Annotated in this window: 15 protein-coding genes; 4 read left to right on the top strand and 11 right to left on the bottom strand. The window is 63.4% G+C overall.

Annotated elements, in window-relative coordinates:
* Positions 1-26: 26 nt before the first annotated feature.
* The 10 genes from M4J39_RS20320 to M4J39_RS20275 form a co-directional block, all read right to left on the bottom strand.
* Positions 27-164: a hypothetical protein gene (locus tag M4J39_RS20320; protein WP_251730313.1), complete on the bottom strand. Its 138-nt coding sequence runs from the start codon at positions 162-164 to the stop codon at positions 27-29.
* Positions 145-429, bottom strand: coding sequence for a hypothetical protein (locus tag M4J39_RS20315; protein ID WP_251730312.1), 285 nt, complete (start codon positions 427-429; stop codon positions 145-147). Before M4J39_RS20315 ends, M4J39_RS20320 begins: the two co-directional genes overlap by 20 nt.
* Complete coding sequence (locus M4J39_RS20310) at positions 426-1,265, bottom strand: glycoside hydrolase family 108 protein (RefSeq protein ID WP_251730311.1); 840 nt, start codon at positions 1,263-1,265, stop codon at positions 426-428. The genes M4J39_RS20315 and M4J39_RS20310 overlap by 4 nt, the downstream gene beginning before the upstream one ends.
* 73 nt (positions 1,266-1,338) lie before the next feature.
* Positions 1,339-1,869, bottom strand: a complete 531-nt coding sequence (locus M4J39_RS20305) for a hypothetical protein (RefSeq protein ID WP_251730310.1) — start codon at positions 1,867-1,869, stop codon at positions 1,339-1,341.
* The gene (locus M4J39_RS20300) at positions 1,866-2,858 is read right to left on the bottom strand and encodes a hypothetical protein (RefSeq protein WP_251730309.1); all 993 of its coding nucleotides are present in this window, start codon (positions 2,856-2,858) and stop codon (positions 1,866-1,868) included. The genes M4J39_RS20305 and M4J39_RS20300 overlap by 4 nt, the downstream gene beginning before the upstream one ends.
* 15 nt (positions 2,859-2,873) lie before the next feature.
* Positions 2,874-3,941, bottom strand: coding sequence for a hypothetical protein (locus tag M4J39_RS20295; RefSeq protein WP_251730308.1), 1,068 nt, complete (start codon positions 3,939-3,941; stop codon positions 2,874-2,876).
* A complete protein-coding gene (locus M4J39_RS20290) occupies positions 3,938-6,925 on the bottom strand; it encodes a phage tail length tape measure family protein (RefSeq protein WP_251730307.1) in 2,988 nt (995 codons plus the stop codon). The genes M4J39_RS20295 and M4J39_RS20290 overlap by 4 nt, the downstream gene beginning before the upstream one ends.
* 57 nt (positions 6,926-6,982) lie before the next feature.
* The gene (locus tag M4J39_RS20285) at positions 6,983-7,168 is read right to left on the bottom strand and encodes a hypothetical protein (protein ID WP_251730306.1); all 186 of its coding nucleotides are present in this window, start codon (positions 7,166-7,168) and stop codon (positions 6,983-6,985) included.
* Positions 7,169-7,171: 3 nt separating this feature from the next.
* Positions 7,172-7,363, bottom strand: a complete 192-nt coding sequence (locus M4J39_RS20280; protein WP_251730305.1) for a hypothetical protein — start codon at positions 7,361-7,363, stop codon at positions 7,172-7,174.
* A gap of 155 nt (positions 7,364-7,518) precedes the next feature.
* Positions 7,519-7,854 (bottom strand): hypothetical protein, encoded by a 336-nt coding sequence (locus M4J39_RS20275; protein ID WP_251730304.1) that lies wholly within the window; start codon positions 7,852-7,854, stop codon positions 7,519-7,521.
* On the opposite strand from M4J39_RS20275, the gene M4J39_RS20270 reads away from it, so the two are divergent.
* From M4J39_RS20270 to M4J39_RS20255, 4 genes are all read left to right on the top strand, one after another.
* Entirely contained in the window at positions 7,853-8,179 is a 327-nt protein-coding gene (locus M4J39_RS20270; RefSeq protein WP_251730303.1) for a hypothetical protein, read from the top strand. The two genes, M4J39_RS20275 and M4J39_RS20270, sit on opposite strands and share 2 nt — an antisense overlap.
* On the top strand, positions 8,176-8,409 hold the full coding sequence (locus M4J39_RS20265; protein ID WP_251730302.1) for a hypothetical protein: 234 nt from the start codon (positions 8,176-8,178) through the stop codon (positions 8,407-8,409). Before M4J39_RS20270 ends, M4J39_RS20265 begins: the two co-directional genes overlap by 4 nt.
* A 101-nt stretch (positions 8,410-8,510) precedes the next feature.
* Entirely contained in the window at positions 8,511-11,117 is a 2,607-nt protein-coding gene (locus tag M4J39_RS20260) for a tetratricopeptide repeat protein (protein ID WP_251730301.1), read from the top strand.
* 158 nt (positions 11,118-11,275) lie between these two features.
* A complete protein-coding gene (locus M4J39_RS20255) occupies positions 11,276-12,172 on the top strand; it encodes a DUF4238 domain-containing protein (protein ID WP_251730300.1) in 897 nt (298 codons plus the stop codon).
* Positions 12,173-12,356: 184 nt separating this feature from the next.
* Here M4J39_RS20255 and M4J39_RS20250 read toward each other — a convergent pair whose 3' ends face one another.
* Entirely contained in the window at positions 12,357-12,806 is a 450-nt protein-coding gene (locus M4J39_RS20250) for a hypothetical protein (protein WP_251730299.1), read from the bottom strand.
* Positions 12,807-12,916 lie beyond the last annotated feature (110 nt).

Below are 12,916 nucleotides of genomic sequence, written 5' to 3'. Positions count from 1 at the left end.
TCAGCTCCGCCGCCTTGTTCGTCCGCTTAGCGCGACCGCTTGATCATCTCGTCATTGCCAAGGATGCGCCGGAGCGCGGCCGGGTCGGTCTCGGCGAGACAGACGGCCGCTGCCGGCCGGAGAGGCGTGACGAGCTTCAGCCCGTCACCGAGCCGGCTGGTCACCGGATTGCAGGCCGAAACAGTCAGCGCCGCCACCGGCACGGCGGCACAGATCCTCAATCGTCGCCCGATCGAGCTTTTCATCAATCACCACCCTTTCCCGGTGAGCTTCGAGGCCGCCGGCGCTCTGCCGGGCAAGCTCGGACGCGGCGCCGGCCGCGTAGATGCGCCAAGCGGCCAAGCCGAGCCCGGCCGCCAGCGCGAGGAGGAGGACAAGCCGCCAGTCGCTTTTGACGAAGGCGATGGCGGTGCCGACGAGGCCGGTCACGCCAGCGCCTCGGCAAGTTCCGTCCGGCGCCGACGCGCCCACCAGCCGTAGACGGCGCCGCCGATCGTCAGCACGGCCGAGATCACGACGATGCCGGCGACGATGTTGCTGATGGTCGCGCTGCCGGCGGCAAGTGGGGCGAGCTGTTCCTGTGCCGTCTGGAGCGTGCCGACGATGGCGCTTCCGCCGATCGCGCCGCCGCCGGTAACCGCGTCCGCCAGTGCCGCCGAGGGCGCCGCCTTGGCGTCGGATGGAAGCGCCTTGGCAGCGCCGGCCGCGTCATAGACCACGTCCGGGCCGACCGAGCCGCGCGCCCACGCCTGCCCCACGGCGAGCACCTGCCGGAGGCGGTTGGTCCAGCCCTTGCCGAAGGTCGACCACGTCTTGAGCGCCTTCAGGAAGGCGTCACGAAGCTTCAGAATGCGCTCGATCAGCGCATCGTGGTCATTGACGGCGGCTACGGCTTGCAGCGTCTGCGGGCCGATCAGGCCGTCGACACGATCGAGGTCGAGCGCGCGCTGGAGCCACTTCACCGATTGCGCCGGGCCGGAGTGGACCGCACCGTCGAAGACAATGAAGCCAACCCCCGGCGGCAGGCTGTCGCCCTTGATGAGGTTCCAGTAGCGGCTTCGATAGATTGCCCTCACTTCGTCATCGGAGATGCAACGGACACTCTGCCGGCCGGCGCCGACCGACGTCCGGTAGGTGTCATAGACGGCCTGAGTGATGCCCTTCATGGTGGCGCGGCCGGGGTCTTTGGGGTGGTTCACGAAGCCGCCCTCAAGGATGAGTTCCTTGGCGAGCGCGCGGTCGAATTCGGTCGTGATAGCAGTCATGTTGCGTCCTTTCAGGCAACAAAAAACCCGCCTCGAAGGGCGGGCATCGGTCATTCGGTGGTGTTGGGGCGGGCTATTCCGGCCAGACGATCGCCGCCGCCGCGTTGATGGCCTCGGCGGTCTCCGCCGCGTCGATCGCCGCTTTCGCTGCGAGACGAAGGCGCTCGATCTCGGCGCTTTTCACCTGCCACGCCGCATGCATGTCGGTCACCACCTGGGCGACGGCCTCGGCGGTCGCACCGGTGATACCGACCTCGGCGAAGATGTGCGGGCACTCGGCGGCCGTCAGGCTGGCGTCGGCGAGATAGGCTTTCGCTTCCGTGAGCTTCTGCTGATAGGCCATGGCTTGCCCGGCACCCGGCGTGATGTAGGTCAGGCGATAAGTCTCGGCGGAGGCGTCCACGGCGGCCTTCGCCGAACCGCGGAGATCTTCGAGCGGGATGGTTGGGCCGATCGGCGGCGCCCAGGTCTCGCCATCAAATGCCCACCCGATGCCGGCGTCTTCGGGCCCTAGGATGGCCCCGAAGTCGGCCGGATTGGCGTCATCGGCCACGATGATGGAATTGACGACAATGCCGTTGGCGACGATGTGAGCGGTCTTCATGCGCCGATCTCCACAATGGTGACGTATCCAGAGAGGCCGGCCCATCCTGCGTTTACACCGCCTCCGCTGCCACCATCTCCGCGCCGCGCCCCGCCCATCCAGGTCAACGCTTGCCCCCCCGCCGATGTAGTGAAACCTCCGAGGCCCGCTCTTGCCTCCAGGAATGAACCCGATGGCACGCCTCCCGCGCCGGCGCCATTCTGGACACCAGCTGCGCCACCTCCGGCCGAGTAGACGACACCATCGACAGTGATTGTAGTTGCGCCGCCGGGGTTCCCATTCGCCCCCGTGTTAACAGGGCCGCCCCCGCCACCTGCTCCGACGATCACTGGATAGCTGGTTCCGGCTACGACATTTAAGAGAGCAATCGCGAAGGCTCCGGCACCGCCCCCGCCCGGAGTTGCTGAATTTCCAGCATAGCCCCCAGCGCCGCCACCCCCAGCACCCTGCAAAACCACAAAGGCCATCGTTGTGCCCGGCGACGGTGTGTAATTGCACGACGCGGCGATCTGGACGATCCTCTTTATCCTCGCCCCACCAGTCGGAATGCCCGCAAGCGCCGCCGCGATGGCAGCGTGAACGCCATCCGGTGCGGCCGGCTTGTTGCCGATCTCGCCGGCAACGGTCTCCGCCGGGGTAGCGAGGTCGAGCCCCACCGTGACGGTCCCGGCTAAGGTCGCGCTCTCGCCGCCGTTGATCCTGACGCCGAGGCCGCTGGCGATCGTTCGCGTCTCCGGCACCCATTGGCTCAAGGCCTGATGGGTCTCCGGGTCGATCGCAGCAATCGCCACATCGCCCGCGCCGTCATAGAGGTTGAGCAGCCACTCCGAGCCGGAGTCGTCGATCCACATCATGCCCGGCTGGATGTAGCCGGGCCGCGCCGGTCCCTTGTGGTTGGTCACGAGCGCCGGCACCACGCCGTTGACCCGCTCAAGTAGGGTCGATCCGCTGTCGTCGGGCGACAGCGGCTCATAGCCATATTGTGTCATTGATCACCTCAGGTTCTAAGCTGCCCGCCCGTAGCCGGCAGCCACATAGTCGAAGGTTCGCGCCACGGCCGCGCCGCTGGCGTCCCGGAAGGCGATCGAGAAGCCGCCTTCCCCTTTGTCGGTCAGTTCGTAGTAGTCGCCCGTCGCCATGCCCTGCGCTGACACCGACAACCCGGTCAGGCGCTTGTAGGGCGGCGCGAACTCCACCCTCAGGCCTTCGATCGGCACGGCGAGATCATTGCCGCTGACGATGCGGTCGGGCATGTCGACCAGGAGCCGCGCCCGGCTCACCACCGGCGTGATGGATGGGGCGCCGCTCGTCAGCACCAGCCGCGTACGGTAGGCGCGGGCGACCATGTCGCCAGTCGCCGCTTGCCGCCACTCACTCCAGACGGGGTCGGCCTCGGGATCGTCGTTGGTGGTGCGGATCTCCATCGCCGCCCCCCAGAGGGTCGAGCCCGCGCCGGACAGGCTCTCGACGTCGCCGAGGCGCGCCCATGACCCGATCGTGTTGGCGAGGTTGTCGCCATAGGCAATGATCTCCGGGGTGACGCGCGAGGTGTAGACCTCGCCGAGATCCAGGACGGTTTCGCTCGTGTAGATGCCCGAGGGGCGGATGCCATTGATGCCGAGGGCGATGCTCATCACCGCGCCGAGCGTCGACCAGTCAGCCAGCGTGTCGACGCTGTCGAGCCGCAAGGCGCCGCCTGCGGCATAGGTGCCGTCGTGGTGCCCCGTCCAGGCGGGATCCTCAGTGATCACATCGACGACGTTGCGTGTCGCTCCTTCCACCGTCGAGACAATCAGCGCTGCCGCCAGGCTTTCGACACCCTGCGTGCTCACCGCCTTGATGAGATAGGTTCCCGGCCGAGTCGGCACTTGGGCGCTTGTGCTGGTCACATGCGGCAACAGCACCGCCGCGCTCCCCCATGTCGCGCCAGCCGTGGCCGGGGTATAGCGCACCAGGTAGTGCGACAGGTTGAGCGAGGCGACCGCCCGCCATGACAGCGTGGAGAGATCGCCGAGCACGGCAATGCCGAAGCCGTCGACATCATCAGGTGGCGCGTTGACGCTGGAGATCAACAGCGCGGGGGTTTCCAGCCATTGCGAGCGCAGACCGCCGAGCGAGGCGACCGATTGCACCCGGAAGCGATAGAGGCCCGGCAGAAGATCCCGTCAGGAGGCACGCCGCCATTGGCGTAGAGACCGAAGGCGGCGCCCTGACCAGACAGCCCCCAACCGCCGCCGAACAACCCACCGAACAGCCCGAACAAGCCGGAGCCGCCGCCACTCCCTAGGCCGTTGAGCAGCATCGAAAGAACGTTGCCGAAGCCCGGAAGGAAGTTGTCGACGAGGCTACCGAGCCCGCCGGTCAACTGCTCGAACACGCCCGACAGTCCCGATAACTGCTGGTTCGCCCAGCCGGTACCATAGGGCGACACGCCGGCTGGCATCATGGCCGCTTGCGACGGGGTGAGCGGCAGGCTTGCCGGATAGTTCCCGCCTTGCCCGAGCTGGTTGCCGCCGTTCGTCGCCTTGGAAGCGAAGCCTTCCAGACCGCTCGTCGCCCGCCCGAGTGCTTGGTTGAACCGGTCGACGTAGACGCTGCCTGTGGTGCCGGTGATATCGGCAAGCCCAGCGCCAGAGGCCAGCGGCCGGCCGGTGAACCACATCGACGCCGCGTCGTTGGCGTTGCCGAACTTCGACAGATAGGAGCCGAAGTAGCGGTTGAAGACGGCGTCTTGCGCTTGCGGGTTGCCGAGGAACTGTTGCGGCGTCATCGAGTAGCCGAGCGTCGCCTTGGTCCAGCTCGGAACGTTGGCGCCCATCACCTGATAGGCGCCATAGGCCCGATCGCCGTTTCGGGTTAGAGGGCCGAGCGCGCCGTAGTTGCCGCCGCTCTCGATCTCCGCGAGTGCCTTGCGATAGATCGAGAGAGCGTCGGTGCCACCGATGATGCCGAAGCCGTTGGTGTTGGCGGCGCGCGACGGCAGCACTTGCGACCAGAGGTCATCTGCCGTCCCCTTACCGCCGAACAGCGAGGATAGGCCGCCGCCGCCGAAGGTCACATAGACGGGATTGCTCGCCGAGGCGCCGCGCGCGCCGCCGCCGAGGAGCCCCATTACCGAACCGCCGAACAACCCGCCTCCGGCCTCGCCATCACGACCTAGGAGGCCTTGCGTCAACTGCGTCGAGATCTGATCGACAAAGAAGCTACTGAAGCTCGACAGCGCGCTCGACCAGTCGCCATTGATCAGGCTGGCGATTGCCGACTTGCTCGCCGAGCGGAAGCCGTCCATGCGGCCGATGGCGTCCGATTGCGCCTTGTTCACCTGATCGATCTTGCCGGCGAGATCTCCATAGCGATTGCCGGCGGCGGCGATCTGGCTGGCGAGCTGCGGCGTGATCTCCACCCCGGCCCGGACATACTGGTTATAGAGGCGCATCTGTTCGTTGAGACCGGCGGTCTCGCCGACCGAGCGGCCGAAGGTGGCCTGCGACAGCGCCAGCGACCGCTCAAGCTCGTCGGCCGAGCGGGCAGCTTCCTGCAACGGCTGAACTGTCGCCGAACGCGTCGCCGTCTCGATCTCCAACCGCCGCGCCCGCTCCAGCCGTTCGACCGCCTCGGCGGCGCCGGTGGCGTCCCGGATGGTCTCGGCATACCGCGCATTGATGGCGGCGATCTGTGCCGGCAGTCCGACGAGGCCGACCTGTGCCGCCGACGTCTGAGCGCCTTCGAGCGTCCGCCGGGCCGACGACAGCGCGTCGGCCGCGACCTGTGCCCGCGCGCTGGCCTCCGCCTGCCGGGTCTCCGGCAGATCGGCACCGGCGGCGCCATATTGCCGGATCGCCTGAAGGCGCGCCTGCATGGCGGCAATCTCGGCTTTCTCGGCGACGGTTCGGGCGAGAACGGCGCGGGTTCCGAGTTCGTCGAGCTGACGGGTGACTTCAAGTTGCCGGTTGAGTTCGCCGATCGCCGCCGCGCGCGCGGCCGAGACGTCCTCGCGCTCATCGCGATTGGTCGCGTTCGCCATCGCCAGGGCGGCCCGCTGGTCGATCGCAGCGTAGGCCGTGGTATCAGCGCGGCCGAGATCGGCGAGCGCCTTCAGCGCCTCGGGGAAGGCCTGCATCTTCGCCGCGAGAACGTCGGCGCGCCGCGAGGCGGCATCAATCGCCTGCGCCGCCTGCGGCAGCATGAGGGCGAGTTGAGAGGCGCTTTCGGAACTCTTGAGGAGTTCCATGGCGAGGTTGCGAACGCGCACCGGCGTCTCGGGGTTGAGGTAGATCTCCGATATCGCCCGCTGGAAGGCCAGGACGTCGGGCTTGCCAGCCCGAACCGAGGCCATCAGCGCGTCCACCGGCGCCGCCAGGGCGCTCCTGTGCATCACGTCGTTCGCCGCCGCGATACCCGTCATGGGCCGGTTTGCCATGGCAAGATCGCGCGCCGCCTCGTTGTAGCGGGCACGGAGAACGACTTCGTTCTGTTTGGCGTAGGCGGCGAGGACGCCATCGGGCGCGTTCAGCGTCATGTCGTCGAGCGCCGCGCCCGACTGCCGGTACTGATCACCGATCTTCTTGATGAGTTCGGCGTGACGCTCCAGGGCCTGCTCGGCAGTCGGCATGCCGTTGCGGGTCGCGGCATAGAAGGCCGTCATGGCCGCACCGGCGGCGAGCGCGCCCGCCGTCACCAACGGGAACCGGCCGACCAGCGAGACGAGGTCCGAGCCGATCTCCCGGAGACCGCCAACGACGCCGCCCTTGGCCATCTGGAGCGACTGGAAGATCTGGCCGCTCTGCGAGGCGATGATCTGGCTCGGGTTCGCCCCCATCATCCCCATGGTGATGATGTCGTTGATCTGGAACGACAGGTTCCGATAGTCGACCGAGCGGCCGGCGCCAGTGACCAGAGCCGATCCGGTCGCCGAGCGGGCGCTCGCCTCGATCGTCGCCCGGTTCTTGGCCGCGAGCGCCGTCCGCTCGTACTGCGTCTGGACGAGGCCGAGCACGCGGGCGTGTTCGGCTTCGGTGATCGATCCTTGCGCCATGGCGCGATCGAGGAGGCGCATGCTGGAATCAAGTTCCCGCGTCGCCCGGAACAGCGGGTCGACGCGCCCCTGAAGGCGCTAAAGCTGCCGCTCGACCGACAGCGTCGACCGGCTCACCTTGTCCTCGTTCGCCGCCATAAGGGCGCCGGTTTCGGCGACGGCGCGCTGTCCGTCGGCGACCGTCTGAAGATCGCGGGCGACCTTGTCGACGCCATCCGAGCGCGCTTCGACCGTCAGCCGCCGGATCTGCGACAGAGCAACCATTGGTCATTTCTCCGGAGGATGGCGACGGCGGAAGTCGTCGAGCAAGACGGCGTCCATGCGGCGGATCAGCGTCATGAACAGGCGGAAGTCGTCCGGCGCGTCGAGCCCGATGCGCCGGGCGTAAGTGTCGATGGATGTGAAGGGAATGGCCCCGATGCCGCCAAAGCCGGTCGGCCGGTCCTGATCGAGATCCATGAAGGCGTCGAGGTAGAGTTGAAGCCCCGGCGCGATCTCCGGCCTTTCGAGGAGAGCCTTCGGCGGCGGCTCTCCGGCTTCGATCTTGTCCTCGGCGAGCTCGATCAGGAACTCTTCGCGCCCGCCCCATTCGAGATGCCAGGCGAGCGCGTCACTCAGTTTTTTACCGCGTCCTCGGTGCCGAGCTTGCCGACCTCCTTGACGATCGCCGCCGCCATGCGAACGGCGCTCCGGAGCGGCTCAAAGTCCGGATCGGTCAAGAGTTCGCGCGCCTTGGTCGGCGAGTAGGCAATGGCGCCGCCGTCGTCCTCGTCGAGGCCGTCCCAATCGTGAAGGATGGCGAGGAGCACCTCGGTTTCGACGAGGTCGGCATCCTCCGGCGACAGCGCCGCGACGCGGCGGCCGAGCGGGATGTCGCGCACCGCGCTCGCCTGCGCCTTGCGAGCCGTGAAGCCGTCGATGGATTCGACCTTGAGGCGAAGGCCCGGCATGTCCGGGATGTCGTTGACCCAGGCGCCGAGGGCGGCCAAACTGGCGCGCCGCATTGATCGCCTTGCCGATACCCTGTTCGACGAGTGGCGGGGCGCCTCCGCGGCAAAATGGGCGCTCGCGTTGATGATCATCATTCGCGATCTGCACGACAGCGGCCAGCTGATACTCGTCGAGGGCTCGGCGATGCACCGCGCCTATCTGCTCTTCGCCCCCATGCTCGAAGACGCCCTCGACGATCTGGCCATCTCCAAGTCCGCCGCCAAACAAGCCCGCCACCTTCGCGACCGCTTCACCCGCGACGGCTATTTCCGGGAGGCAGCATGAGCGTCTCCCTCACCGAACTGATCGAAGCCCGCGACGGCCTCGCCGTCATCATGTCGTACTGCGACGACGAGGAAGCGGCATTGTATGTGCCGATTTTCGAACGACTTGAGAGGGAGGTGGAGGCTGCACAGGCCAAGCAGGACGCGCTTGGGAGGGCGAGAAGGCTGGCGGCAAGGAAGAGGGCGGAGCAGGCAAAATTGGAAGCTGGGGGTGCAGGATTAGGCGCCTGAAAACGATACGCTTAGGGTAACTCACAGAGTAACTTTACGCTTTCCAGTTTTGGTTGAGTCTTTTAGCTTTGATCTCGCGAAGCCGATGGCGAGATCGTGTCATGAGCTTTTTTGAGACTGGGCTGGATAAGGTCGCGGCGGTTTGTGTGGGGTCGGCAGCTGTTGCGCTCGGTGCCCCACCATCAGGCGCCATCGAAGCGTCTGTTGGAGCGGCTGCCCTGATTGGTTTTGTTTTAGGACGAAGGGAGAAATTCGGGCCAGAGTGCAAGCGAGTGCGAGCCCGAATCCAAAAGGAGATATTGGCCCAGTACAGCCATCTCATTTCTGGCGGTGACGGCAATTTTGCAGTTCAGTCCGACCTACTAGCCGCAAATGATGCTCTAAACGATTCTCTAGAAACGCTGATCATTGATCGCGCCGCCCTGGCAAAATCTGCCATTAGCCCCGAGGGGTTTCCGGGGCGTGCAGTGGCCATCATCATGTCAGGGCTAGGGGAACGGAATCCCGATCTTTTCAGCGAAACCCACTCGTCTTTAGTTTCGTATCGCTTCGCGAAGGATGTCGTGACTGCGGGAATTACAGCCGCCGTGGAGGATGCGGCCTATTACCGCCAGCTTGAGCCGTTGCTCATGTTCGAGCTTGCTAGAGCAGCCGGAACCACTCTGGTGAAGCTAGAAAATATCGAGAGCGGTGTCGATGAGATCAGGCGAGCCTATCCAGAAATTTCATTTCTGCAGCAAAAGCTACAGGCGACTGAAACCGATCTCATTTCACTATTGTCATATATCCTGCAAAAGCGAGTTCCGCGGGAGCAAGTGACCGTTTCCCTAGAGCAGTCATACCAACGCTTGACCGAGTTGCGAGACAGCGTCGGTGACCTGCGGTCGATCGCCAATGAAGCCCCTGAGATTGCCTCGCTTTTGGATGAGGCGGACGTGGCCTTGACCTCTGGGGATGCCTTCTCTCTAGAGAGGGCTGACGCATCCCTCGCCGAAGCTGATCGACGCTACAAGCAAGTTATTGTAGATCGCGAAGAGACCGTTAAGTTCGACAAGCAAAACCGTGCCAACATTCTTGGGAAGCGCGCCGAGTTGGCTGCGGTGAAATTCGATTATGGGAAAGCCGTCGCCTTTTATACTGAACAGTGCCAATTACTTTGTGAGGCGCTCGGCGACGCCCATCCGGATATAGCGAAGTGCTACAACAACGTCGCCTCCAACCTCATTGCGCAAGGTCGCTACGAGGAGGCGGAGCCTCTCTTGCGCAAGGCGCTTGAGTTGAGGCGTGCGGCGCTCGGCGAGGTCCATCCCTCCACGGCGTCGAGCTACAACAACTTCGCTTACATTCTCAATGCGCAAGGTCGCTACGAGGAGGCAGAACCGCTCTATCGCAAGGCACTTGAGCTGAGTCGTGCGTCGCTCGGCGAGGCCCACCCCTCCACGGCTTCGAGCTACAACAACGTCGCCTCAAACCTCAATGCGCAAGGTCGCTACGAGGAGGCGGAACCACTCTTCGGCAAGGCGCTTGAGTTGATGCGTGCGGCGCTTGGCGAGGCCCATCCCGATACCGCGACCAGCTACAACAACGTCGCCTCCAATCTCAATTCGCAAGGTCGTTACCAGGAGGCGGAGCCGCTCTATCGCAAGGCGCTTGAGTTGAGGCGTATGGTGTTCGGCGAGGGCCATCCCACGACAGCTTCGAGCTACAACAACGTCGCCTACAACCTCGATTCGCAAGGTCGCTACGAGGAGGCTGAGCCACTCTTGCGCAAGACGCTTGAGTTGAGGTGTGCGGTGCTCGGCGAGGGCCACCCCTCCACGGCGTTGAGCTACAACAACGTCGCGTCCAATCTTGATGATCAAGGTCGCTATGAGGAGGCGGAGCCGTACTACCGCAAGGCGCTTGAGCTATTGCGTGCAGCGCTCGGAGAGATCCATCCGGATACGGCGTCGAGCTACAACAACCTCGCCTCCAACCTCGGTGGGCAGGGGCGCTACGATGAGGCGGAGCCGCTCTCCCGCAAGGCGCTTGAGTTGAGACGGTCGGCTCTCGGCGAGGCCCATCCGGACACGGCTTCGAGCTACAACAACCTCGCCTTTATTCTCAATGGGCGGGGGCTCTACGAGGAAGCGGAGCCGCTCTTCCGCAAGGCGCTTGAGTTGAAGTGTGCAGTGCTCGGCGAGGGGCACCCCTCCACGGCGTTGAGCTACAACAACGTCGCGTCCAATCTTGATGATCAAGGTCGCTACGAGGAGGCGGAGCCGCTCTTCCGCAAGGCGCTTGAGTTGAGGCGCTCGGCGCTCGGCGAGGCCCATCCCGCCGTGGCGTCGAGCTACAACAACGTCGCGTCCAACCTCAATGCGCAAGGTCGCTACGAGGAGGCGGAGCCGCTCTTCCGCAAGGCGCTTGAGTTGAGGCACGCGGCGCTCGGCGAGGCCCATCCCGCCGTGGCGTCGAGCTACAACAACGTCGCGTCCAATCTTGATGATCAAGGTCGCTACGAGGAGGCGGAGCCGCTCTTCCGCAAGGCGCTTGAGTTGAGGCGCTTGGCGCTCGGCGAGGCCCATCTGGATACGGCGTTGAGCTACAACAACGTCGCCTCCAACCTCAATGCGCAAGGTCGTTATGAAGAGGCGGAACTTCTCAATCGCAAGGCGCAGGAAGTGCTGCAGTTGGTAACAGGCGACCTCACCAGATCTCTTGTCTAGAGGCTCAACCTTTAAAAGGGGGCGGATAGAGCCCGATGGTCTCTCAGGGAACTATGTCGTCCATCCCAGGAGCTCACTAACCTTGTGGTTTGGTGGAATATGCAGGAACTAGCTAAGTCGGGGATGGGAAGCGTGATGACAACTTCTGGCGTTAATCGGTGACCGCACCCAAGCTCCACCACTATGTCCCGCAGTTCCATCTTCGACGGTTTGTTGACGAACGAAGTATGCTGTGGGCGTGGGATAAGCTAAGTGACCGCATCTTTCGGACTCCGCCAAAAGGGGTTGCCGCCGAGAAGCAATTCTACCGCCTAACTCAATATGAGGCTGACGGCCATGACCCCTTGGCAATGGAGAAGCAACTGTCGGAGATGGAAGGAGAGGTCTCGCTGATTACCGATCAGTGGCTTAAATGGTTGCCTCAGATGGCCCCGCTCGACAAGGTGCCAATTCCAAGCATCAATCGTTGGATCGTTGCACGCTTTCTCGCAGTCCAGGTTCTGCGCACGCGCGACACGCGCGAACTACTGTCGGCGTTGGTTCGCGCCCAGGGCGGCGAGCCGATAGATGTACAAGAGCTGCACACAGAACTCATATGGAACTTGGATGTAGTTGAGCGGCTCGCTAAAAGGTTCAGGCGTTCAATCTGGATCTTTGCCCGCAACAAATGTGCGACACCGTTCGTGACCTCTGATAATCCGGTCGCGTTCCGCAGCCCGGACAATCGTCAATGGCTGCGGTCGCCGTTTTGGGTGCCCGGTGCCTACCTTGTCTTCGCGATGTCGCCTAGCGCGGTACTCTACTGTCACCCGCGCGAGGGGGCGTTCCGCAAGCTCAACAAGTTTGCCGATTGCCTGTCACCGGTGGTCCTAGATGACGGCATGGTTGAGAGTGAGAATAGCGGACAAGTCTTTATGGCGTCCCGGCTGGTGCTTTCGAACCGGCGGGAGTTCGAGGCCGAACGTGCTTTCGCGTCAACAATTGGCACTGACATTAACGCGCCTGCATCGACCTCAAGCGCTGGATCGGAATCAGATTTTGTCCTCAAGGACTAGGCAGTTCTGAGCTCACGCTTGGTGTTAGTTCTATTGCGCCGCGTGGCGATGTCAGCCCCAGGGTGGAACCTTTCGGTTGGCTAGCCGCCAAAGCCGAAGGAGGTACAAGTAAAAACGTCAGTTTAGTCTACAGCAAAAGAGATGATTGATTGCTGGACTTATGTTGTATCATTCCAACTATTAGTCACTGATCTGGGCGTCTTGAATGAGTACCCATGGCAAGGAACATCCCTTTCTGAGGTAGCTCAGTACCAAACTTCGTGACAATTCTATCTAGTGCTTCTGTCTCGCCATAGGTCCGAGACCATTTGAAGTAAGTCGCCCCGATTTCCCAGTCTTGACAGGTTCCCTCGTGTGTTCCTTCTTGATCGCGGAATGTGTACTTAAAGCGATACGGGCAAGGCTTATATGTTGCCAAGGTTTGCTTTGAAAATAGATCGCCTTGCGATCGAACTAGTTCAAATTTATTCCCTTCAGCGGTGACCTCATCATCGGGTCGTTTTTCGTACCAGAAGTCCTCAATCTCGGCGCGAAGAAGGGCTAGACTGCGCCCCTTCTCTCTCTGAATCCGCAAACTATCGACTATAGAATTATCAATTAGTTTTTGGCGTTCTTCTGGCGAAACCTTACCCAAGAGAACAATGCTGTCTCCTTCCACACGTCTGCTCTCGGTTCGATCGTCGTCTCTTGGAAGGCGCCAGTTGAACTCTATAAGGTCCCATCTCCCGAACTGCTGGGCATCTT

Source organism: Pleomorphomonas sp. NRK KF1 (assembly GCF_023721755.1).
GTDB lineage: Bacteria > Pseudomonadota > Alphaproteobacteria > Rhizobiales > Pleomorphomonadaceae > Pleomorphomonas.
Note: the sequence above shows the minus strand (reverse complement) of the source record. Positions and strands in the feature narration are given on the sequence as shown.

Coding starts and splice junctions, on each gene's coding strand:
- M4J39_RS20310 (WP_251730311.1), bottom strand. CDS start 1,265: ATGACTGCTATCACGACCGAATTCGACCGCGCGCTCGCCAAGGAACTC.
- M4J39_RS20305 (WP_251730310.1), bottom strand. CDS start 1,869: ATGAAGACCGCTCACATCGTCGCCAACGGCATTGTCGTCAATTCCATC.
- M4J39_RS20300 (WP_251730309.1), bottom strand. CDS start 2,858: ATGACACAATATGGCTATGAGCCGCTGTCGCCCGACGACAGCGGATCG.
- M4J39_RS20290 (WP_251730307.1), bottom strand. CDS start 6,925: ATGCGCCTCCTCGATCGCGCCATGGCGCAAGGATCGATCACCGAAGCC.
- M4J39_RS20285 (WP_251730306.1), bottom strand. CDS start 7,168: ATGGTTGCTCTGTCGCAGATCCGGCGGCTGACGGTCGAAGCGCGCTCG.
- M4J39_RS20280 (WP_251730305.1), bottom strand. CDS start 7,363: ATGGATCTCGATCAGGACCGGCCGACCGGCTTTGGCGGCATCGGGGCC.
- M4J39_RS20270 (WP_251730303.1), top strand. CDS start 7,853: ATGTCCGGGATGTCGTTGACCCAGGCGCCGAGGGCGGCCAAACTGGCG.
- M4J39_RS20275 (WP_251730304.1), bottom strand. CDS start 7,854: ATGCCGGGCCTTCGCCTCAAGGTCGAATCCATCGACGGCTTCACGGCT.
- M4J39_RS20265 (WP_251730302.1), top strand. CDS start 8,176: ATGAGCGTCTCCCTCACCGAACTGATCGAAGCCCGCGACGGCCTCGCC.
- M4J39_RS20260 (WP_251730301.1), top strand. CDS start 8,511: ATGAGCTTTTTTGAGACTGGGCTGGATAAGGTCGCGGCGGTTTGTGTG.